General features: G+C 74.4%; 18 protein-coding genes. 10 read left to right on the plus strand and 8 right to left on the minus strand.

Annotated features, from left to right (window positions below):
- Positions 1-42: 42 nt before the first annotated feature.
- Together OOK41_RS24620 and OOK41_RS24625 are read right to left on the minus strand one after the other, a co-directional pair.
- Positions 43-2,532: a DNA topoisomerase (ATP-hydrolyzing) subunit A gene (locus OOK41_RS24620; RefSeq protein WP_266266863.1), complete on the minus strand. Its 2,490-nt coding sequence runs from the start codon at positions 2,530-2,532 to the stop codon at positions 43-45.
- Between the two features lie 77 nt (positions 2,533-2,609).
- Entirely contained in the window at positions 2,610-4,667 is a 2,058-nt protein-coding gene (locus tag OOK41_RS24625) for a type IIA DNA topoisomerase subunit B (protein WP_266266864.1), read from the minus strand.
- A 410-nt stretch (positions 4,668-5,077) separates the two neighbouring features.
- On the opposite strand from OOK41_RS24625, the gene OOK41_RS24630 reads away from it, so the two are divergent.
- The 4 genes from OOK41_RS24630 (at position 5,078) to OOK41_RS24645 (ending at position 8,643) form a co-directional block, all read left to right on the plus strand.
- Positions 5,078-6,334 carry a hypothetical protein gene (locus tag OOK41_RS24630; protein WP_117669521.1) on the plus strand — a complete coding sequence of 419 codons (1,257 nt, stop codon included), beginning with the start codon at positions 5,078-5,080 and terminating at the stop codon, positions 6,332-6,334.
- Positions 6,335-6,481: 147 nt separating this feature from the next.
- Entirely contained in the window at positions 6,482-7,348 is an 867-nt protein-coding gene (locus tag OOK41_RS24635) for an alpha/beta fold hydrolase (protein ID WP_117669567.1), read from the plus strand.
- A gap of 171 nt (positions 7,349-7,519) precedes the next feature.
- On the plus strand, positions 7,520-8,149 hold the full coding sequence (locus tag OOK41_RS24640) for a hypothetical protein (RefSeq protein WP_266266865.1): 630 nt from the start codon (positions 7,520-7,522) through the stop codon (positions 8,147-8,149).
- Positions 8,150-8,247: 98 nt separating this feature from the next.
- Complete coding sequence (locus OOK41_RS24645) at positions 8,248-8,643, plus strand: hypothetical protein (protein WP_117669523.1); 396 nt, start codon at positions 8,248-8,250, stop codon at positions 8,641-8,643.
- On the opposite strand, the gene OOK41_RS24650 is transcribed toward OOK41_RS24645, so the two are convergent.
- On the minus strand, positions 8,627-9,538 hold the full coding sequence (locus OOK41_RS24650; RefSeq protein WP_117669524.1) for a DUF72 domain-containing protein: 912 nt from the start codon (positions 9,536-9,538) through the stop codon (positions 8,627-8,629). The two genes, OOK41_RS24645 and OOK41_RS24650, sit on opposite strands and share 17 nt — an antisense overlap.
- 134 nt (positions 9,539-9,672) lie before the next feature.
- Between OOK41_RS24650 and OOK41_RS24655 the strand changes: the two genes are divergently transcribed.
- From OOK41_RS24655 to OOK41_RS24665, 3 genes are all read left to right on the plus strand, one after another.
- Entirely contained in the window at positions 9,673-10,179 is a 507-nt protein-coding gene (locus OOK41_RS24655; RefSeq protein ID WP_266266866.1) for a DinB family protein, read from the plus strand.
- Between the two features lie 83 nt (positions 10,180-10,262).
- On the plus strand, positions 10,263-11,156 hold the full coding sequence (locus OOK41_RS24660) for a hypothetical protein (protein ID WP_266266867.1): 894 nt from the start codon (positions 10,263-10,265) through the stop codon (positions 11,154-11,156).
- Positions 11,153-11,848: a Pr6Pr family membrane protein gene (locus OOK41_RS24665; RefSeq protein ID WP_266266868.1), complete on the plus strand. Its 696-nt coding sequence runs from the start codon at positions 11,153-11,155 to the stop codon at positions 11,846-11,848. The genes OOK41_RS24660 and OOK41_RS24665 overlap by 4 nt, the downstream gene beginning before the upstream one ends.
- A 36-nt stretch (positions 11,849-11,884) precedes the next feature.
- Here the strand turns inward: OOK41_RS24665 and OOK41_RS24670 are convergent, their stop codons facing one another.
- Positions 11,885-13,951, minus strand: coding sequence for a glycogen debranching N-terminal domain-containing protein (locus OOK41_RS24670; protein ID WP_266266869.1), 2,067 nt, complete (start codon positions 13,949-13,951; stop codon positions 11,885-11,887).
- The gene (locus tag OOK41_RS24675) at positions 13,948-14,343 is read right to left on the minus strand and encodes an SCP2 sterol-binding domain-containing protein (RefSeq protein ID WP_266266870.1); all 396 of its coding nucleotides are present in this window, start codon (positions 14,341-14,343) and stop codon (positions 13,948-13,950) included. Before OOK41_RS24675 ends, OOK41_RS24670 begins: the two co-directional genes overlap by 4 nt.
- Before the next feature lie 241 nt (positions 14,344-14,584).
- Between OOK41_RS24675 and OOK41_RS24680 the strand changes: the two genes are divergently transcribed.
- Positions 14,585-15,634, plus strand: a complete 1,050-nt coding sequence (locus OOK41_RS24680; protein ID WP_266266871.1) for an NAD(P)-dependent alcohol dehydrogenase — start codon at positions 14,585-14,587, stop codon at positions 15,632-15,634.
- Between the two features lie 39 nt (positions 15,635-15,673).
- Here the strand turns inward: OOK41_RS24680 and OOK41_RS24685 are convergent, their stop codons facing one another.
- Positions 15,674-16,183: a DUF664 domain-containing protein gene (locus OOK41_RS24685; RefSeq protein WP_266266872.1), complete on the minus strand. Its 510-nt coding sequence runs from the start codon at positions 16,181-16,183 to the stop codon at positions 15,674-15,676.
- Positions 16,184-16,263: 80 nt separating this feature from the next.
- On the opposite strand from OOK41_RS24685, the gene OOK41_RS24690 reads away from it, so the two are divergent.
- Together OOK41_RS24690 and OOK41_RS24695 are read left to right on the plus strand one after the other, a co-directional pair.
- Positions 16,264-16,779, plus strand: coding sequence for a 2'-5' RNA ligase family protein (locus tag OOK41_RS24690; protein ID WP_117669568.1), 516 nt, complete (start codon positions 16,264-16,266; stop codon positions 16,777-16,779).
- A 127-nt stretch (positions 16,780-16,906) separates the two neighbouring features.
- Positions 16,907-19,162: an ATP-dependent RecD-like DNA helicase gene (locus OOK41_RS24695; RefSeq protein ID WP_266266873.1), complete on the plus strand. Its 2,256-nt coding sequence runs from the start codon at positions 16,907-16,909 to the stop codon at positions 19,160-19,162.
- 50 nt (positions 19,163-19,212) lie between these two features.
- On the opposite strand, the gene OOK41_RS24700 is transcribed toward OOK41_RS24695, so the two are convergent.
- Positions 19,213-19,443, minus strand: a complete 231-nt coding sequence (locus tag OOK41_RS24700; protein WP_266266874.1) for a hypothetical protein — start codon at positions 19,441-19,443, stop codon at positions 19,213-19,215.
- Positions 19,444-19,461: 18 nt separating this feature from the next.
- Positions 19,462-19,773, minus strand: a complete 312-nt coding sequence (locus OOK41_RS24705; protein ID WP_266266875.1) for a DUF5988 family protein — start codon at positions 19,771-19,773, stop codon at positions 19,462-19,464.
- Between the last annotated feature and the right edge of the window lie 305 nt (positions 19,774-20,078).

Below are 20,078 nucleotides of genomic sequence, written 5' to 3' on the forward strand. Positions count from 1 at the left end.
GACGCAAACCTCTTGATCAACATGGACGTGCGGGGGTGGGGGTCAGTCGCGTTCGATCTGGTGGCCTATTACCGAGGGGCCGAGCATGACGGCGAAGCCGCTGCCGTCTCGGCGGGGGTCCGCCGGGGGCAGCTCCACGGGGTCACCGGTCGCCGTCGCGCCGACCGGGCGCGACCCGACCCAGGCCACCACCAGGTCCGTCTCGCCCTTGAGGAACCGCTGCGCGCGCACCCCGCCGGTCGCCCGTCCCTTGGCCGGGTACGCCCCGAACGGCGTCACCTTCACCGTCGCGCCCGTGGAGGTGACCACCATCGGCTCGCCGTGCCCCGGGTCGTCGGTGCGGAGCGCGCCGAAGAAGACCACCCGGACCCCCTCCGGCAGGTTGATGCCGGCCATGCCGCCGCCCTTGGGCCCCTGCGGGCGCACCAGCGACGCGGCGAAACGCAGCAGCGACGCCTCGGAGGAGACGAAGGCGAGCGTCTCGGTGCCGTCGGCGAGCCAGCTCGCCCCGACCACCTCGTCGCCCTCGCGCAGGCCGATCACCTCGAACTCGTCCGAGCGGACCGGCCAGTCCGGCGCGCACACCTTCACCACGCCCTGCCGGGTGCCCAGCGCGAGCCCCGGCGCCCCCTCGGCCGTCGCCCCGAGCGGGGCCAGGCCGACCACCGTCTCGCCGGGCTCCAGCGGCACCAGCTCGGCGGCGGACATGCCGCCGCGCAGCGACACCGTGCCCGCCTGCTCGGGCAGCACCGGCAGCGGCAGCACGTCGATCTTGAACGCCCGGCCCGCGCTGGTCACCAGCAGCACCCGGCCCCGGGCCGTGGAGTGCGCGACCGCGCGTACCGCGTCGTGCTTGACCCGGCCGCTGCGGCGGCGCCCCTCGGACGCCTCCTCCGACTCGGCCGCGGTCCGGGCGACCAGCCCGGTGGCGGAGAGGATCACCTGGCACGGGTCGTCGGCCACTTCGAGGGGGCCGGCCGGCGCGGACGCGGCGAGCACCTCCTTGAGGTCGCCGTCGACCAGGGTGGTGCGCCGCTCGGTGCCGAACTGCTTCACCACGGCGGCCAGCTCGTCGGAGACGACCTTCCGCAGCACCTTCTCGTCGTCGAGGATGGTGGAGAGCTGGGCGATCTCCTTGCGGAGCTGCTCCTGCTCGGCCTCCAGCTCGATCCGGTCGAACTTCGTCAGCCGGCGCAGCGGCGTGTCCAGGATGTAGCCGGCCTGGATCTCGGACAGCTTGAACTGCCGCATCAGGCCGTCCTTGGCGGCCTGGGCATCGTCGCTGCCCCGGATCAGCCGGACCACCTTGTCGATGTCCAGCAGCGCGATCAGCAGGCCGTCGACCAGGTGCAGCCGTTCCTCACGCTTGCGCCTGCGGTACGCGCTGCGCCGGGTCACCACGTCGTAGCGGTGCCGCAGGAACACCTCCAGCAGCGCCTTGAGCCCGAGCGTCCGGGGCTGGCCGTCCACCAGCACCAGGTTGTTCACGCCGAAGGACTGCTCCAGCGGGGTGAGCCGGTAGAGGTCGGCCAGCAGCGCCTGCGGGTTCACCCCGACCTTGCACTCGACGACCAGCCGGGTGCCGTTCTCCCGGTCGGTGAGGTCCTTCACGTCGGCGATGCCGGTCAGCCGCTTGGTCTTGTTGACCTCGTTGGTGATCGCGGCGATGACCTTCTCGGCCCCCACACCGTAGGGCAGCTCGACGACGGTGATCGCCTGCCGGCCCCGGCTGCCCTCCAGGGGGCCGATCTCCACCCGGCCGCGCATCCGGACCACGCCGCGCCCGGTCTCGTACGCCCGGCGCACCTCGTCTAGGCCGAGCAGCACGCCGCCGGTCGGCAGGTCCGGCCCCGGGACGAACTCCATCAGCCTGTCCAGGTCGGCGTCCGGGTGGTTGATCAGCCACCGGGCGGCGGAGACGACCTCGCCCAGGTTGTGCGGGATCATGTTGGTGGCCATCCCGACCGCGATCCCGGAGGCCCCGTTGACCAGCAGGTTGGGGAACGCGGCCGGCAGCACCGTGGGCTGGGTGAGCGAGCCGTCGTAGTTGGGCTCGACGTCGACCGTGTCCTCGCCCAGCTCGCCGACGAGCAGCATCGCCTCCCGGGACATCCGGGCCTCGGTGTAGCGCGCGGCGGCCGGGCCGTCGTCGGGGCTGCCGAAGTTGCCGTGCCCGTCGATGAGCGGGACGTTGAGCGAGAAGTCCTGGGCCAGCCGGACCATCGCGTCGTAGATCGCGGTGTCGCCGTGCGGGTGGTACCGACCCATCACGTCGCCGACCACCCGGGCCGACTTCACGTGCGCCCGGTCGGGGCGGTGCCCCGCCTCGTGCATCGAGTAGAGGATGCGCCGGTGCACCGGCTTGAGGCCGTCCCGGGCGTCGGGCAGGGCCCGGGAGTGGATCACCGAGAAGGCGTACTCCAGGTAGGAGTCGGAGACCTCGGTGACCAGCGGGTTGTCGAAGACCCGCGCGCCGGCCTGGTCGAAGGCGGCCAGGTCCGCCCGGGGACCGGTGTTCTTACGGCGTGCCATGGTTCAGCTCTCTCCTCGGCGGGCCACGGTCGGGCGGCGCTGTCCCCGGGGGGCAGCGGGCGGGCGGCGGGCGGTCCTCATGCGTCGATCGCCTCCCGGTCGACCCGGTCGGCGGACTCGATCAGCCAGTTGCGGCGCGGCTCGACCTTCTCCCCCATCAGCAGTTCCAGGATCCGCTCGGCGGCGTCGACGTCGTCGAGGGTGATCCGGCGGACCGCCCGGGTGGCCGGGTTCATCGTGGTCTCCCACAGCTCGTCGGCGTCCATCTCGCCGAGGCCCTTGAACCGGGGGATCGGGGTGACGATCTGCTTGCCGGACTTCTCCAGCTTCCGGACCGTCGCCTCCATCTCCGCCTGGGTGTAGGTGTAGACGGTCTGCGGGTTGCGCCCCTTCGTGGTGATCTTGTGCAGGGGCGGCATCGCGGCGTAGAGCCGGCCGGCCTCGATCAGCGGGCGCATGTACCGGGCGAACAGCGTGATCAGCAGGGTGCGGATGTGCGCGCCGTCCACGTCGGCGTCGGCCATGATCAGGACCCGGCCGTACCGCATCGCCGACAGGTCGAAGGTGCGCCCGGAGCCGGCCCCGAGCACCTGGACGATCGCCGCGCACTCGGCGTTGTCCAGCACCTGCTGGAGGTTCGCCTTCTGCACGTTGAGGATCTTGCCACGAATGGGGAGAAGCGCCTGGTACTCGGCGGACCGGGCCAGTCTCCCCGTTCCGAGTGCGCTGTCCCCCTCCACGATGAACAGCTCACTGCGGTCGATGCCCGCCGCGCGACAGTCGACCAGCTTGGCCGGCATCGACGCGCCCTCCAGGGCGGTCTTGCGGCGGGCGGCGTCCTTCTGCTGCTTCTGGGTGAGCCGGACCCGGGCCGCGTCCACGATCTTCTGGAGCACCGTGCGGGCCTCGGCCTTGGTGCGGCGGTCCTCCAGCCACGCCTTCAGGTGCGCCTCGATCAGCCCCTGGAGCACCTTGGTGATGCCGGCGGTGGACAACTCGTCCTTGGTCTGCGAGGTGAACTGCGGCTCGGGGATCCGCACGTGCACCACGGCCGTCATCCCCTCCAGGACGTCGTCCAGGGTGGGCGTGTCCTCCTTGGGCCTGAGCAGCCCCCGGGCGTTGCGGGCCGCGTCGGCGAGGGTGCGGGCCAGGGCGCGCTCGAAGCCCTTGCGGTGGGTGCCGCCGTGGGCGTTGCGGATGGTGTTGGTGAAGCACTCCACGGTGCGCTCGTAGCCGGTGCCCCAACGGAACGCCACCTCGACCTCGGCGCGCCGCTGCACGTTGGACTGCATGACGCCGTTGGCGTCGGCGGCGTTCTCCCGGTAGGTGCCCTCGCCGGTGACCAGCAGGGTGCCGGAGACCGGCCGGTCGCCGGCCGGGGCGAGGAACTCCACCATGTCGGTCAGGCCGGCGGGGAAGTGGAAGGACTCCTCGACCGGTTCCTCGCCGGTCTCGTCGCGCAGCAGGTAGCTCACGCCGGGGACGAGGAACGCGGTGTTGCGCAGCTTGAGCCGGACGGCCTCGGTGTCCAGTGCCGCGCCGGTCTCGAAGTACCGGGCGTCGTGCCAGTAGCGGATCGACGTGCCGGTGCGCGCGCCGCGCTTCATCGCGCCGGAGACCTGGAGGCCCGGGCCGGCGGTGAACGGGGCGTCGGGGCCGGGGCCGTCGAAGACCCCCGGCACCCCGTGCCGGAACGACATGGTGTGCGTCTTGCCGGCGCGGCGGACCGTGACGTCGAAGCGCCGGGACAGGGCGTTGACGGCGGAGGCGCCGACGCCGTGCAGGCCGCCGGAGGTCTTGTAGCCGGAGCCGCCGAACTTGCCGCCGGCGTGCAGCCGGGTGAGCACCAGCTCGACGCCCGAGATGCCGGACTTGGCGTGCACGTCGGTGGGGATGCCCCGGCCGTCGTCGTCGACCTGCACCGAGCCGTCGGCGTGCAGGATCACCTCGATCCGGGTGGCGTGACCCCCGACACCCTCGTCGGTGGAGTTGTCGAGGATCTCGTTGACGAGGTGACCCACGCCACGGCTGTCGGTGGAGCCGATGTACATACCGGGGCGCTTGCGGACGGCGTCCAGGCCCTCCAGGTGGGTCAGGTCGTCGGCCCCGTAGAGCGTCTCAGGCTGTGCGGTCAACTGGTCGTACTCCCAGGTCTCGGCGGTGTGGTGCCGCTCACCGGCTCGATCACCTCGCGTGGCGCGCCGCAGCGAGCCTAACCGGGAGGTGGGACAGGACGTCGGCACCCCGCAGTGCGGGGTCGCTCCGCCGCTGCCGGCCGCCCTGCCCGCGGGCGACCCGGAGGACACCCACGCCTGCGCCAACGCCGCCGGCCCCGGGAATCATCCCGCCCGGCCCCGCCCGCCCCGGGCCCGCCCGCCCCGGGCCCGCCCGCCCCGGGCCCGGCCCCTGGCCCGACCGGACCCGCGAGCGCCCCCGTCCGACCCGCGGAGGCATGGCTGGGCGTTGACGCCCGTCACACGCCCGTGATGTGATCACCGTCTCGAAGAAAGTTTCATATTTTTCCATGGATGGATGGAGGACGCTGATGTCCGTGTTCCGTCGTACCGCGCTCGCGGCGGCGCTGACCGTCGCGGCGGCGGCGCTGTCGACCGCCGTCGCGCCACCCGCCCCGGCGGTGGCCGGCCTCCCCACCGCCGCCGTGGCGCTCGGCGACAGCTTCATCAGCGGCGAGGGGGCCGGGGCGTACTCCCCGGTCGTCGACGTCAACGGCATCAGCCAGGGCTTCCCCGGCTGGACCGCGCCGAACAGCAACGCCTACTTCTGCCACCGGTCCCCCAACGCCTCGCTGTTCCAGGCCAACCTGCCGGGCATCCAGGACCGGTTCAACCTGGCCTGCTCGGGCGGGCAGCCGTACGACATCGCCAACGCGTCGGTCAACCGGACCAAGGGGCGCTCGGTCGCCTCCCAGCTCGACCAGCTCCGCGCGGTGGGCCAGACCCACGACATCGACCTGGTGCTGGTGGGCCTGGGCTCGAACAACAGCTCGTTCACCTTCGGCAGCGTGGCGGAGAAGTGCGCCAACCGGTTCATCGCCGACGCGTGGACCGGCTGGTGGGAGTTCTGGGCGTACCTCGGCGGGCCGGTGGAGCAGAAGCCGTGCAGCGACGCCGACCTGGCCACCCCGACGCAGCTCAGCGCCGCGACCGCGGAGACCACCGCGGCCGTACGGCAGATTCTCACCACCCTCGACCAGATCGACGCCGACGGCCAGCACCGGATCGTCTTCCAGGACTACACCAACCCGCTGCCGTTCGACCTCGCCTCGAACTACTGGGAGGAGGACGGCCGGCAGGACGACCGGGACAAGTTCCGGGACCTCGGGGCCGAGCGGTACGCGGCCGGCTGCCCGATCCACCGGGCCAGCCTGCTGCCCGGGCACCACTTCTCCTCCGGGCTGGGCAGCCTGGTCAGTTCGGTGCGCACCACGCTGGCCAGTGAGTTCCCGAGCGCCGACCTGGTCTACCTGAACGTGCAGCGGGCGTTCGACGGCGCCCGGCTCTGTGAGCAGCCGACCAGCCCGTCCGGCTCGCTCGCCACGCCGATCCGGCTCCAGGACGGCGCGACCGGCACCTTCGTCACCAGCCTCGCCGGCAAGGACAAGATCGCCATCCAGCGGATCGCCAACACCTGCGTGAGCTACTTCCAGACCTGCCAGGAGTCGTGGCACCCCAACGTGGCCGGGCACCAGGCGCTGGGCCGCTGCCTGACCGGGGCCGCCGCCACCAGCGCCCGCGCCGTGGCCTGCGTCCGCGCGGGAGACGGAACGATCAGCGTCGGCTGACCGCCGGCCGGCACCAGGGGCACCGCGTCCGTGGACGCGGTGCCCCTGGTCGTCTCCGCGACCGGCTCCGGCGGCGGCCTGACGACCGGCGACCCGCCCGGCGCACCCTTACTACCCGCCGGTAGCTTGCGGCCGTACGCTGGGCCGGTGAGCGCGACCGAGGAGTACACGCAGGAGTTCGTCGACGTCGACGGCGCCCGGCTCGGGGTGCAGGTGTATCCCGAGCCCGCCGGCCCGGCGGACGCCCCGGTGGTGGTGATCTGGCCCGCGATGGGGGTGCGGGCCCGCTACTACCGGCCGTTCGCCGCCGCGCTGCGGGCGGCCGGTCTCGCCGTGGTCGTCGCCGACCTGCGGGGCACCGGCGCGAGCACCCCGACCCCGAGCCGCGCCTGCCGGTACGGCTACGCGGAGCTGGCCGCCGACGTCGGCGCGGTGCTCGCGGCGCTGAAGCCGAGGCTGGACGGGCGGCCCACGGTCCTGCTCGGGCACTCCCTCGGCGGCCAGGCCGCCCTGCTGCACCTGGCCCTGCGCGGGACGGACGCCGTGGACGGGCTGGCCCTGGTCGCCGTCGGCATGCCGCACTGGCGCGAGTACCCGAGTCCCCGCAGGTACGGGGTGCTGCCGTACACCCAGGCGATCGCCGCGACCGCCCGGCTGCTCGGCGTCTGGCCGGGCTGGGGCTTCGGCGGCCGGCAGGCGCGCGGGGTGATCCGGGACTGGGCGCACACCGCCCGCACCGGCCGCTTCCCCGCCCTCGACGGGGTGGACGTCGAGGCGGCGCTGCGCACGCTGGACGTCCCGGTCCTCGCGGTGAGCGTGGACGACGACCAGTACACCCCGCACGCCACCCTGGACCACCTCTGCGGCAAGCTCGCCGCGGCCACCGTCGCGCGCGAGCGCTACACGACCGCGCAGGCCGGCGCCCCGCTCGACCACTTCGTCTGGGTACGCGCCGCCGCGCCGGTGGCCGCCCGGGTGGCCGCCTTCGCCGCCGGGCTCCCCCGCCGCGGCTGATCCCGCCCGGGCTGCGCCCGGCACCGGCTGGAACCCGCCGGCCAACCTGGTGACCCCGCTCGACGAGGTCCTGCGTCCGCTGGGATTCCCGCGCCACCGTTCACCCGATCCCGGGCGTACCTGCGGAATCGGTGGGTATGCCGCAGCACCCGTACGGTGGAAGGGGATCAGATGTCCGAACGGCACACCGCACTGCGCTCGATGCACGACCTGGGCCTGGCCGCCTGGTTCGGCGGCTCCCTGATGGGGGCGCTCGGCGTCAACGGCGCGGCGACACAGATCAACGACTCGACCCAGCGACTGCCGGTGGCCTCGGCCGGGTGGGCCCGGTGGACCCCGGTCAACGCCGCGGCGATCGGCGCGCACCTGGCCGGCGCCGTCGGCGAGCTGACGACCGAGAGTCCCCGGGTGCTCACCCAGTCCGGGGTGGCCCGGATGAGCGCGGTGAAGACGGCTCTCACGGTCGGCGCGCTCGCGGTCACCGGGTACAGCCGGTTGCTCGGCATGCGGCTACAGCGGGCGGGCGGCCAGTCCGTCGAGGGGACGACCGAACCGAATCCGCAGACGCCGGCCAACGTGGCCTCCTGCCAGCGGCAGATGAAGATGCTCCAGTGGGCCATCCCGGCGCTCACCGGCGCGCTGGTGGTGGTCACCGCGTACATGGGTGAGCAGCAGAAGCCGGGGCAGGTCCTGCGGGGCATGCTCGGGCGCGTCGGTGGGCTGGCCAGCGCGCCCAGGACGATGGGGAAGGTGGCCGCCCTGGGCGCGGCCAGGCGGCACATGGCCATGTCCGGCCGCTGACCACCGCGCCGCCCGTGCCCGACCGGACCGGTGGGGCATGGGCGGCGCGCAGGCGGGCAATCAGCGCCCGTAGCACCGACCCGACCAGCGAGGTGGCCATGACGAGCAGGGACGGATCGACGACCGGCGGGGACGGACGCGGACCGGAGTCCGCCGCCCCGTTCGGCACCAGTGACGGGTTCGACGCCGATCCGCCGTGGGGTGCCGGCGAGGACTCCCCGATGGACGAGGGCAGCGAGGAGACCGCCGTGCCGCAGGGAAGCCTCGGCGACCGGCGGGCCGGCGCGCCCGCCGAACCCACCCCGCCCGCGGGACGCCACGGGTTCGGCACCGTCGAGGAGCGGCCGGTCGCCGAGGCGGGCCCGACGGCGCCGCCCGACCCGGCGCCGGCACGGCGCGCGTTCCCGAACGACAGCGCCGGCGGGGACCTGCCGGACAACGCGCTCGAGGAGGCGACCGGGATGCACCCGGAGGGGATCAGCCGGCGCGGCTGACCCGCGCCCCGCCGGCCGGCACGCCCGCCTCCGCCAGGATCTCCACCAGGCGGGCGGCGTCGCGCTGGGCCTGGTCGCCGCAGCAGTTGTTGAACAGCACGTGCAGTTCGTCGGCGGTGCCGGCCAGCTCGACCAGCAGCTTCGACCAGTTCCGCAGCTCGCGCTCGCCGTAGGCGTACCGGAACTTGTCCCGCTTGTCGCCGCGCTCCCAGGCGGCGCTGTGGCCGTGGAAGCGGACCACGGCCGGGTCGGCGGTGGCGACCAGGATCGGCGGCACCGACGAGACGAACCCCTGCGGCATGTCCACGCAGACGTAGGAGAGGTCGTGCTCCCGCAGCAGGGCCAGGGTGCCCAGGACGGCGTCCTCGGTGAACCACGAGCCGTGCCGCAGCTCCACGCTCACCCGCCAGGGCCGCAGCCGCGCGGCCGTGGCGACGATGCGCCGCTCGGCCGCCGCGCTGCGGGCCAGCCACGGTGGGAACTGGAGCAGCACCGCGCCGAGCTGGCCAGCCGCCGCGATCGGCTCCAGCGCCGCCCGGAACCGGCTCCACAGCTCGTCGTACGCCCCGGCGGACAGGTCCCGCCACCGGATCCGGGCCGGGCCGCCGGCCGGCCGCAGGTCCCGGGGCAGCGTCGTGACCGGGGTGGGATGGCCGGTGAAGAGGCTGAACGCCTTCACGTCGAAGGTGAACCCGGGCGGGGCGGCGGCCACCCAGCCGGCGGTCGTCTCCGGTGCCGGCACCGCGTAGTACGACGTGTCCACCTCGACCAGTCCGAACCGCTCGGCGTAGTGCCGGAGACGGCCGGCGGGGGTGTTGGCCGAGCGGGGGTACCAGCCGGAGCGGAGCAGCATCTGGTCGGCCCACGACGACGTGCCCACCCTGATCTCGCCCATGGGATCAGTGGACCGCGCCCCGGCCGGATCGGCAACCGGAGCCGGGCCGGGACCGCCCGCGACCGGGCGCGTGGGCCGAGGCTGTCGGTGGGCGGGCCTATGGTGGCACCGACCTCACCACGAAGGACGGTGGCATGACCCGTACCGAGCAGCTTCCCGCCGGCGAGCGGGCCGACCTGCTGCGCACCCTGCGCCAGCGCCGGGCGTTCCTGCGGCAGACCGTCGACGGCCTCACCGACGCGCAGGCCGCCGGGCGCAGCACCGTCAGCGAGCTCTGCCCCGGTGGCCTGGTCAAGCACGTCGCGGTCACCGAGCAGCGGTGGATGCTGTTCGCCGTCGGCGGCGCCGAGGCGATGCAGGCCACCCCGATCGACTGGGTCGACCATTTCCGGATGGCCGACGGGGAGACCCTGGCCGCCCTGCTCGACGACTACTCCCGGGTGGCCGCCACGACCGACGAGCTGGTGGCCACGCTGGACCTGGACGCGGCCCACCCGCTGCCGGAGGCGCCCTGGTTCGAGCCCGGGGCGAGCTGGTCGGTGCGCCAGGTGCTGCTGCACGTGATCGCCGAGACGGCCCAGCACGCCGGGCACGCCGACATCCTGCGCGAGGCGATCGACGGCGCGAAGACGATGGGCTGAGCCGCCGGGCTCACGCTGACCCACGGGCCGGCCGGGCGCTCCGATGTGACGCCCGGCCGGCCCGTGGCGCTGAGGGACACGAGATGAACGCACACCGGATGGACCAGGAAACCGTCGAGCGGTTGCTCGCCGGTTCCGCCGTCGGCCCCCAGGCGGGCCCCCAGGCGCTGGTCCGGCTCCTGGCGGCCGTCCGCGCCGCCCCCCGCCCCGAGGAACTGCGCGGCGAGGACGCCGCCCTGCGCGCCTTCCGGGTGGCCCACGGCACACCGGCCGTACCGGTTCCCGCCAGGGGTGCCCGGCGCACCGTGCTCACCGGCCTGCTCGGCGTGAAGGCCGTCCTCGCTGCGCTGGCCGTCGCCGCGACCGGCGGGGTCACGCTCGCCGCCGTGCACGGGGCGCTGCCCCCGCTGGCCGGGACGGTCGACCGGCCGGCGGCCCCCGCACCGGCGACCGGTCGACCCGTGCCGGACGGCGGACCGACCACCCGGCCGTCCCCGGCCGGCACCCGCGCCCCGGAGGTGCCGCCCGCCCGGCTGCTCACCCTCTGCCGAGCGTTGCGGGACGAGGCCACGCAGGACCGGGCCCTGACCCAGACCCGGTATGCGCAGTTGGTGAAAGCCGCCGGCGGCCGGGACCGGGTGACGGGCTGGTGCGCCGAGGCGCTGGCGGAGGCGGGGCCGGACGCATCGACCGGGCCGGCCGGCACGGCGACCGCCCCGCCGGGTGGGCAGGGGCAGCCGGACGGCCCTCCCGGCCAGCCGTCGGAGCACCCGTCGCCGCCAGCGGTCCCGTCCCTGCCGGCGTCGCCGGCACTGCCGGCGACGCCGCCGCTGCCGGGCAGGCCGTCCGTGCCGGCGGTCCCCGCCGATCCCTCGCTGCCGGCCCGCCCCTCGCGGCCGGCCGATCCCTCGCCGCCGGCCGATTCGGCCGCGAGCACGGGGCCGGCCGGGCTCCCTGCTGGTGACTTGCCCCGATGAGTCTGCGGCGTCGACGCGTGGCGGTCGCCTTCCGGCTGGCCGTCGTGCTCAGCGTGCTGGCCGGTGTCGTGCTCACCGCCCTCGGCCCGGCCACGGTCACCGGGCTGCTGCCGTACTTCACGATCCAGAGCAACGTCGCGGTCGGCGTCCTCGCCGGCTACGCCGCCTGGCGGGCGGGGCACGGCCGACCCGACCCACCGTCGGTGCTCAAGGGCGCGGTCACGCTGTACATCACCATCACCGGGGTGGTGTACCACCTGGTGCTGGCCAACCCGGCCAGCCCGTTCGCCATGGTCCAGCCGGACCGCACGCTCGGCGAGGCGCTGGGCAACCAGTTCCTGCACACCGTCGTGCCGCTGTTGGCGGTCGCCGACTGGACGCTGTTCGACCCGCGCGGCCGGCTGCGAGCACGGTACGCCGCCTGGTGGCTGGCCTTCCCGCTGGCGTACCTGGGGTTCGCGCTGATCCGGGGCCTGGTGGTGCACCGGTACCCGTACCCGTTCGTCGACGCCGGGCAGCTCGGTTACGGCGGCGTCGCGCTCAACTCGCTGCTCTTCGCGTTCGCGTTCTGGCTGCTCGGGCTGCTCTTCGTGTGCGTCGACCGGGGCCTGTCCCGGCGGGCCCGACCCCGCGGCGACACCCCCGGCGGCGCGCCGCCGGCCACCGTGCCGGCCGGCCGCCTCTCCGGGTAACGGCGGGCCCCGGGCGTCGACGGGGCCCGCTTTGGGTCAGCCCGGCCGAAGGCGGCTGCCCCGGCCGGCGAGCGCCCGGTCCCGGCCGTACGCGTCGGCGTGCCCCCAGCGGCCCGGGATGTCGAGCAGCTCGATCCGCCCGAACCCCTGCGGCAGCGCCGGGTCGACCAACAGGTTGTCCCCGCACGGCGACAGCCCGAGGACGGTACCCAGCAGCATCAGCAGCGCCCCCGACGACCACGCCTGCGGCCGGCCGGCGTGCGGTAGCTGGACCGGGTACCGGGTCAGGTCGCGGCGGTAGCCGGCGATCGTCTCCGGGATCGGGCTGCCGAGCAGCCGCACGATGTCGAAGATCCCGGTGGTGATCCGGGCCGCCGCCTCGTCGCAGCCGTAGCGGCGCAGCCCGGCCGCGATGATCGCGTTGTCCGACGGCCACACGGCGCCGAGGTGCGCGCCGACGGGATTGTAGGGTCGCTGCTGCTCGGCGTAGGTGCGCACCCCCCACCCGGAGAACAACCGCGGCCCGACCAGGTGCCGGGCCACCGCCTCGGCGCGGTCGGGTTCGACGATGCCGCTCCACAGCAGGTGCCCCATGTTGGAGGCGAGCGCGTCGACCGGCTCGCCGTCGGGGGTCAGGGCCAGCGCGTAGTACTCCCGGTGGGGCAGCCAGAAGTCCCGGTTGAACCGCTGCCGAAGCTCCGCGGCCTCCCGTTCCAGCCGGTCGGCGTACCCGGGGTCGCCCCAGAACTCGCGGGCCAGGCGCGCCCCGCGCAGCTTCGCGTCGTACGCGTACCCCTGTAGTTCGCAGGTGGCCCGGGGGAAGGCCGGCTGTCGGCCGGTGCGGTCGACGATCGCCTCCGGGGAGTTCTTCCAGCACTGGTTGACCAGCCCGTTGCGGGTGTTGCGCCGCTGGTAGCGCAGGTAGCCGTCGCCGGTCATGTCGCCGTACTCGTCGATCCAGTCCAACGCCATCCGGGTCGGGTGGCGCAGCTCGCGCACCAGCTCGACGTCGCCGGACCAGCGCTCGTACTCGTCGAGCAGGATCACGAACAGCGGCGTGGTGTCGGCCGCCCCGAAGTACAACGAGGTGGCCGCCTCGCCGAACACACCGTTCTCGCCGTACCGGTTCTCGACCAGGATCTTGCCCGGCTCCTCGTCGTGCTGGTCGTCGAGCTGGCCGCCCTGAGCGAAGGCGAGCGTGCGCAGGGTGGCCGGCGTCAGCTCGGGGGTGAACGGCAGCGTCTCCAGGCAGGTGATCAGGGCGTCCCGGCCGTACAGGGTCATCGCCCACGGCAGGCCGCCCACCGGCAGCGGGGCGTCGTGCGCCAGCGGCGTGTACCGCAGCGCCGCGAGGTCGGCCAGGCTGCCCTCGTAGGCCCGGCGGAGGTCGTCGTGCTCGGCGACCAACTCCGGGGCGCGGGCCCGCCAGCGCTCCAGGTCCTCCCGCATGTCCCGGCTCACCCGCCTGCGGTGCGCCTCCAGGCTGGCCCGCAGGTCCCGGGCGACGGCCCCCCGGATGAGCATGCCGACGTGCAGGTTGGTGGTCCACGAGCCGTTCGGCTCCACCCGGATCCGGAAGGTCATCCCGCGCTCGTCCACCTCGACGGGGGCGGTGGAGGAGACGACCGTCTCCCGGCAGAACCGGTCCCGCTGGTAGCGCAGCCGCAGCTCGCCCTCCTGCCCAAGCGGGGTGATCTCCACCCGGCGGGGCCTCGGCTGCCTGATCTCGGCCGTGTCGGCGAAGTCGCAGGCGATCTCCATCCGCACCGTGAACTCGGCCGGCCCGGCCGAGTGGTTGAGCACGGTGATCCGCTCGTTGAAGCTGTCGTCGAGGGACCGGTGCCGGATGACCGACACGTCGGCGTCGACGTAGTGGCTGGCGGTGCCGGGGACGAGCACGAACCGGGTCTCGAAGTAGGTCAGGTCGTCGCGGGACAGCGCGTGGAGCCGCTGCCCGTCGACGGTGAGCACCCAGTGGGACAGGAAGCGGGTGTCGAACGAGAAGAGGCCCACCGGCACCCGCGGGTCCGCCGTCATGTCGCCCTGGGCGTCGCCGAGCGCGAACGCGTTGCCGGCCATGACGTACACGTATTCCTGCATCATCGGGACTTGCCCCCGTCGAGCCAGTCCCGGCCGGCCGGCGGGAGGTGCCGGGGGTGGTGGGCGCCGGGCGGGCCCGGGAACAGCCGGCGCAGGGTCATCAGCAGCCGCAGGTTCCCCTGCGCGGTGACGTCGTTGCGCAGCAGCGCCGAGGCGATGTGGGACCGCCCCGCCGCGAGGGCGTCGAACGCCGCCCGCGCCCCCGCCACGACCAGGTCCGCCGGCTCCCCCGACCGGGTCACCTCGACCCGCTGGTCGCAGATGGTGAGGTACCAGTGCTCGGTGCTGGCGCCGTCGCGCACGTCGAGACGCAGGGTGCCGCTGGTCGTCTCCGGCAGGTCGCCGTGCCGGCCCGCGACACACCGGCTCAGGTAGTCCGCCGCAGTTGCGGTCATCGGCCGCCCCCCCTCCCGCACAGCACGTGTCAACCGCAGCGTCCCCCGACCGGGGGTGAGCGGGACTCACCCGGTCCGGGTGAATCCCGCCCGGCCCGGAGCGGCCCCGGGCGGCTCGCCCCGGTGGGACCAGGGCCGGGACCGGCGGGGCCGCCGCACACCGGGCGGTCGCGGTCGTTTGCCCGGACGCTGAACGGGCAGCCGACCCGGGAAGACCGAAGCGGAGGAACAGGAGACACGGATGCGCGCGCTGCGGTTGCCGGGCTGGAAGTCCGAACCCGAGCTGGTCGAGGTGGCCGAGCCCACGCCGGGCCCCGGTCAGGTGGTGGTGAGGATCGGCGGTGCCGGCGCCTGCCACTCCGACCTGCACCTGATGCACGACTTCGAGGCCGGCGCGGTGCCCTGGAACCCGCCGTTCACCCTCGGCCACGAGAACGCCGGCTGGGTGCACGCCCTCGGCGCCGGGGTGACCGGCCTGGAGGTCGGCCAGCCGGTGGCCGTCTACGGCCCGTGGGGCTGCGGCACCTGTGCCCGCTGCCGGGTCGGCGTGGACCCGTACTGCGAGAACCTGGCCGGGGCGCCCGTGCCGGGCGGCGGCGGAGGGCTCGGCCTGGACGGCGGGATGGCCGAGTACGAGTTGGTCCCGGACGCCCGGCACGTGGTGCCGCTGCCCGACGGGCTCGACCCGGTGCAGGCGGCACCGCTGACCGACGCCGGCCTCACCCCGTACCACGCCATCCGGCGCTCGTGGCACAAGCTGCCGCCGGGCAGCACCGCCGTGGTCATCGGCGTCGGCGGACTCGGGCACGTCGGCGTGCAGATCCTCAAGGCCACCACGGCGGCCCGGGTGATCGCGGTGGACACCCGGGCCGACGCGCTGAAGCTGGCCGAGGGGTACGGGGCCGACCTGACGCTGCGCTCCGGCGAGCGGACCGCCGAGGAGATCAGGCAGGCCACCCCGGGCGGCCGGGGCGCGGACGTGGTCCTGGACTTCGTCGGCGGGGACGCCACGTTGGCGCTCGGCGCAGCCGCCGCCCGCACCGTCGGGGACCTCACCATCGTCGGCATCGGCGGCGGCACCCTGCCGGTCTCGTTCTTCTCCGTGCCGTACGAGGTCAGCATCCAGACCACGTACTGGGGCAGCCGACCCGAGCTGATCGAGGTGCTCGACCTCGGCGCGCGCGGACTGGTCCGGCCGAAGATCACCACGTTCGGGCTGGACGCCGCGGTCGACGCGTACCGGCAGATGCGGGACGGGTCCCTGGAGGGCCGCGCCGTCATCGTGCCGTGACCGGCGTCGGGCCGCACGGCGTCGCGCGGCCCCGACCGGTCAGCCCGCCCCGAGCAGGCCGCGCACGTAGGCGGCCTGCCCGACGTGCTGAAGGTCGTCCTCGACGACGCTGACCAGCCGGACCCCGAGGGTCACCGGCGGGTCCCACGCCTCGTCGACCACCCGGTCCAGGTCGGCCGGCCGCAGCCCGGCGAGGAGTCCCCGGGTCCGCTGGGCGACCGCCTCGAAGTAGTCCAGCAGCGCCTGGGCACTCTCCGGCCGGACGGTGCCGACCTGCCCCGGGGTGTGCCCGAAGCCGACGTCGTCCGGGTCGGGGGACAGCCCGAACCGGCCCGCCCAGTCCCCGGTGACCCACACCTGTTCCACGTCGAGCAGGCCGGCCACATGGTGGTCCTGGATCCGGGTCAGGTGCCACACCAGCCAGCCCACCGGGTTCGCGCCGGTCGTCGGCGCCCGACGTAGCTGCTCCGGCGACAGGCCGTCCACAGCGCCGCGGACCAGCCCGGGCAGCCGGTCGTAGGTCTCGGTCAGCACATCTCTCACGTCCACCCGGTCCTCCTCGACGCTGGACTCCCCAGGCGCAGTACCGCGTCAGCGGGCCGGCAAACCTCGGCCCTAGGGTGAACGGCGTGGTCGCGGCACTGGAGCTGTATCTGGACACCGACGCCACCCGGCGCATCCGGGTGCTGTGGGACGCGCTGGAGTCCGAGGGGGTGCAGAGCATGCGCTCCCTGCTGGAGCGGCGGCACCGGCCGCACGTGTCGCTGGCGGTGGCCCCGCGGCTGGACCCGGAGCGGGTCGTCGCGGCCCTCGCCGGCACGGTGGTGGCGGCGCCGCTGCGGCTGACGTTCCAGCACGCCGGGCAGTTCGTCGGGCGGGTGCTGTGGCTCGGGCCCGCCCCCACCGCCGAGTTGCTGGCCCATCACGCGCTGGTGCACGACCGGCTCGCCGCCGCCGAGGTCGGGCTGGCCGACCACTACCGGCCGGGGCGCTGGGTGCCGCACTGCACGCTGTCCATGCGGGTGCCCAACGCCCTGATGGCCGCCGCGGTGCGGCGCTGCCTGGAGGTGCTGCCGCTGGAGGCGACCGTGGTCGGCGCGGCGGTCACCGACCACGCCCGGGGCGTCTGCCGGCCGCTGCCCTGACCGGCGCGGCCGGCCGCAGGCCCATCACCAGCAGGGCGATGCCCGCCGCTGACCCGCCCGCGCGGGCCCGGGCCGGGCCGGCGGGCCGCCACGGCACCCCGGACGGGAGATCTGCCATCATCGTCCGGTGCCCGCCAACCCGTCCGCGCCGACCGCCGACACCGCGGGCGCCCCGGCACGGGGCAGCGTGCTGGAGGCGGTGCTGGAACGCGTCACCTACACCAACGAGGAGACCGGGTACACCATCGCCCGGGTCGCCACCGACCGCTCCGGCGACGACCTGCTCACCGTGGTCGGCCCGCTGCCCGGCGCGCAGCCCGGGGAGCGGCTGCGGCTGGTCGGCCGGTGGGGCTCGCACCCGCGCTACGGGCGGCAGTTCGAGGTGCAGCACTGCACCACCGTGCTGCCGGCGACGGTGCAGGGCATCGAGCGCTACCTGGGCTCGGGGCTGATCAAGGGGATCGGCCCGAAGATGGCCGCCCGGATCGTCACCGCCTTCGGGGTGGACACCCTGCGGATCATCGAGGAGGAACCCGGCCGGCTGGTCGAGGTGCACGGCCTGGGCAGGAAGCGCACCGCGGCGATCGGCTTGGCGTGGCAGGAGCAGAAGGCCATCAAGGAGGTGATGGTCTTCCTCCAGGGCGTCGGCGTCTCCACCTCGCACGCCGTGCGCATCTTCAAGCAGTACGGCGACTCGTCGATCGCGGTGGTGCGCGACGACCCGTACCGGCTGGCCGCCGACGTCTGGGGCATCGGGTTCCGGACGGCCGATAGCATCGCCCAGGCCGTGGGCATCCCGCACGACAGCCCCCAGCGGGTGCGCGCCGGCATCCGGTACACCCTCTCCGAGGCGGCCGACGGCGGGCACTGTTACCTGCCCGGGCCGAACCTGGTCGCCGACGCCGCCGCGATCCTGGAGGTGCCGGCGGAACTGGTCGCCGCCGGCCTGGCCGACCTGGTGGCCACCGAGGACGGCGTGGTCCGGGAGGCGGTGCCGAACCCGAGCAGCGAGGGCGGCATCATCCCGGCGGTCTATCTGGTGCCGTTCCACCGGGCCGAGTCCGCCCTTGCGGCGAGCCTGGTCCGGCTGCTGCGCGACCCGGTGGACCGGATGCCGGCGTTCGGCCGGGTGGACTGGACCCGGGCGCTGGCCTGGCTGCGGGCCCGCACGGGGGCCGAGCTGGCGCCGGAGCAGGAGCAGGCGGTGCGGCTGGCGCTGACCTCCCGGGTGGCCGTGCTGACGGGCGGCCCCGGCTGCGGCAAGTCGTTCACCGTGCGATCGATCATCGAGCTGGCCGCGGCGAAGAAGGCGAAGATCGTGCTGGCCGCGCCCACCGGCCGGGCGGCGAAACGGCTCACCGAGCTGACCGGGCACCCGACCACCACCGTGCACCGGCTGCTCCAGCTTCGCCCCGGCGGGGACGCCACCTTCGACCGGGACAACCCGCTCGACGCCGACCTGATGGTGGTCGACGAGGCGTCCATGCTCGACCTGATCCTCGCCAACAAGCTGGTCAAGGCGGTCCCGCCCGGCGCGCACCTGCTGCTCGTCGGCGACGTCGACCAGCTCCCCTCGGTCGGTGCCGGCGAGGTGCTGCGCGACGTGCTGGCCGCCGACACCGTGCCCCGGGTCCGCCTCACCCGCATCTTCCGGCAGGCGCAGGAGTCCGGGGTGGTGGTCAACGCCCACCGGATCAACGCCGGGCAGGCCCCGGTGTTCGGCGAGCATCCCGACTTCTTCCTGTTCCCCAGCGACGAGCCGGAGGTCACCGCCGAGCAGGTGGTCGACATCGTGGCCCGGCGGATCCCACGCCGGTTCGGCCTGCGCCCCCGCGACGTGCAGGTGCTCACCCCGATGCTGCGCGGCCCCGCCGGCGCCGGCAACCTGAACACCCTGTTGCAGCAGGCGATCGCCCCGCACCGGGAGGGCGCCCCGGAGCGGCGGCACGGCGGGCGGGTGTTCCGGATCGGCGACAAGGTGATCCAGGTCCGCAACAACTACGACAAGGGCGCCGCCGGGGTGTTCAACGGCACGGTGGGGGTGGTCACCGCCCTGGACCTGGACGACCAGACGCTGACCGTGCGCACCGACGAGGACGAGGACATCGGCTACGAGTTCCACGAACTCGACGAGTTGCAGCACGCGTACGCCATCACCGTGCACCGGTCGCAGGGCAGCGAGTATCCGGCGGTGGTGCTGCCGGTGACCATGAGCGCGTACACGATGCTGCAACGCAATCTGCTGTACACCGCGGTCACCCGGGCCCGGAAGCTGGTGGTGCTGGCCGGGTCGCGCAAGGCCCTCGCCATCGCGGTGCGGACCGCGGGCACCGGACGGCGGCACACCGCGCTCACCCACCGGCTCTCCCCCGACCGGCCCTGAGTCGCGGGCGGGCCGGGCGGCGGCCGGGCGGTGCCGGCCGCCGCCCGGCGCTACCCGGTGCGGGTCGCGCCGACGAGCGCCCAGCGCTGCCCGGCGGGGTCCCGCAGCACCACCTCCGGCGACTCGGTGGCCGGCTCGACCTCGGCCCCGGCCGCCGGGGCCCGCTTGAGCACCAACTGCGGATCGGTCGGGGCGATGAAGACGTCGGTGTAGAAAGCGAGGGCTTCGGCCGTGCCGCTGACCGTGACGAGCGGGCCGAGCCGCGAATCCTGAACGCCCATCGGAACTGCTGCCTTCCGCTACTCGGCGATCCTGGTACGGCCGGTCCAGCGGAAGACCACGGGCAGTTCGTCGGCGACCCTGACGGAGTCCCGTTCGAAGTGCTCGTACCCGCCGTAGTGGCGTACCTTGATCTTGTCCTCCGCCGGGGAGATCCGGCGGCTGCGCAGCTCGGTGGGGAGGTTGGTCGGGCCGCCCTCCAGCACCACGTCGATGATGCTGGCGGCGTCCCCGCCGATCGGCGCCTGCGCCGACCAGGTGCTCCGGTCGTCCTCGTTGACGATGCGGTCCGCCGTCCGGACACCGGTGGCGGAATCGGAAGAAACTGTCATCGCACGACCTCCGTCGCTTGTCGCTCCGCCCCGGACGCGTCAGTCGCCGGCGCGGGTCACCGACGGGGGCGACGCCCCGTTCCGCGGCAACGGAACGGCTCGCGGGAGAACGCCCTCCCGCAGCCCCGGTGACGGCCCCCGTTCCCGTCGAACGTAATCCAGGTCACATTTTCCGAACACCCTTAGCGACCCCTAGCGGGGGCGGGGCGGGATCCGGGTCGGCGGCGACGGCGCGGGCACAGACGACGGGCCCTCCCCGCCATCCGGGCGGGAAGGGCCCTCGCTCGCGTCAACTCCGCCGGGCG

The sequence above is a fragment of the Micromonospora sp. NBC_01655 genome (genome assembly GCF_026339755.1).
GTDB lineage: Bacteria > Actinomycetota > Actinomycetes > Mycobacteriales > Micromonosporaceae > Micromonospora.

Bases quoted from the DNA above. Each gene is read 5' to 3' on its own strand.
- OOK41_RS24655 (WP_266266866.1), top strand. From the start codon at position 9,673: ATGACCCGTACCGAGCAGCTTCCCGCCGGCGAGCGGGCCGACCTGCTG.
- OOK41_RS24630 (WP_117669521.1), top strand. From the start codon at position 5,078: ATGTCCGTGTTCCGTCGTACCGCGCTCGCGGCGGCGCTGACCGTCGCG.
- OOK41_RS24700 (WP_266266874.1), bottom strand. From the start codon at position 19,443: ATGGGCGTTCAGGATTCGCGGCTCGGCCCGCTCGTCACGGTCAGCGGC.
- OOK41_RS24680 (WP_266266871.1), top strand. From the start codon at position 14,585: ATGCGCGCGCTGCGGTTGCCGGGCTGGAAGTCCGAACCCGAGCTGGTC.
- OOK41_RS24675 (WP_266266870.1), bottom strand. From the start codon at position 14,343: ATGACCGCAACTGCGGCGGACTACCTGAGCCGGTGTGTCGCGGGCCGG.
- OOK41_RS24640 (WP_266266865.1), top strand. From the start codon at position 7,520: ATGTCCGAACGGCACACCGCACTGCGCTCGATGCACGACCTGGGCCTG.
- OOK41_RS24660 (WP_266266867.1), top strand. From the start codon at position 10,263: ATGAACGCACACCGGATGGACCAGGAAACCGTCGAGCGGTTGCTCGCC.
- OOK41_RS24645 (WP_117669523.1), top strand. From the start codon at position 8,248: ATGACGAGCAGGGACGGATCGACGACCGGCGGGGACGGACGCGGACCG.
- OOK41_RS24650 (WP_117669524.1), bottom strand. From the start codon at position 9,538: ATGGGCGAGATCAGGGTGGGCACGTCGTCGTGGGCCGACCAGATGCTG.
- OOK41_RS24705 (WP_266266875.1), bottom strand. From the start codon at position 19,773: ATGACAGTTTCTTCCGATTCCGCCACCGGTGTCCGGACGGCGGACCGC.
- OOK41_RS24670 (WP_266266869.1), bottom strand. From the start codon at position 13,951: ATGATGCAGGAATACGTGTACGTCATGGCCGGCAACGCGTTCGCGCTC.
- OOK41_RS24620 (WP_266266863.1), bottom strand. From the start codon at position 2,532: ATGGCACGCCGTAAGAACACCGGTCCCCGGGCGGACCTGGCCGCCTTC.
- OOK41_RS24665 (WP_266266868.1), top strand. From the start codon at position 11,153: ATGAGTCTGCGGCGTCGACGCGTGGCGGTCGCCTTCCGGCTGGCCGTC.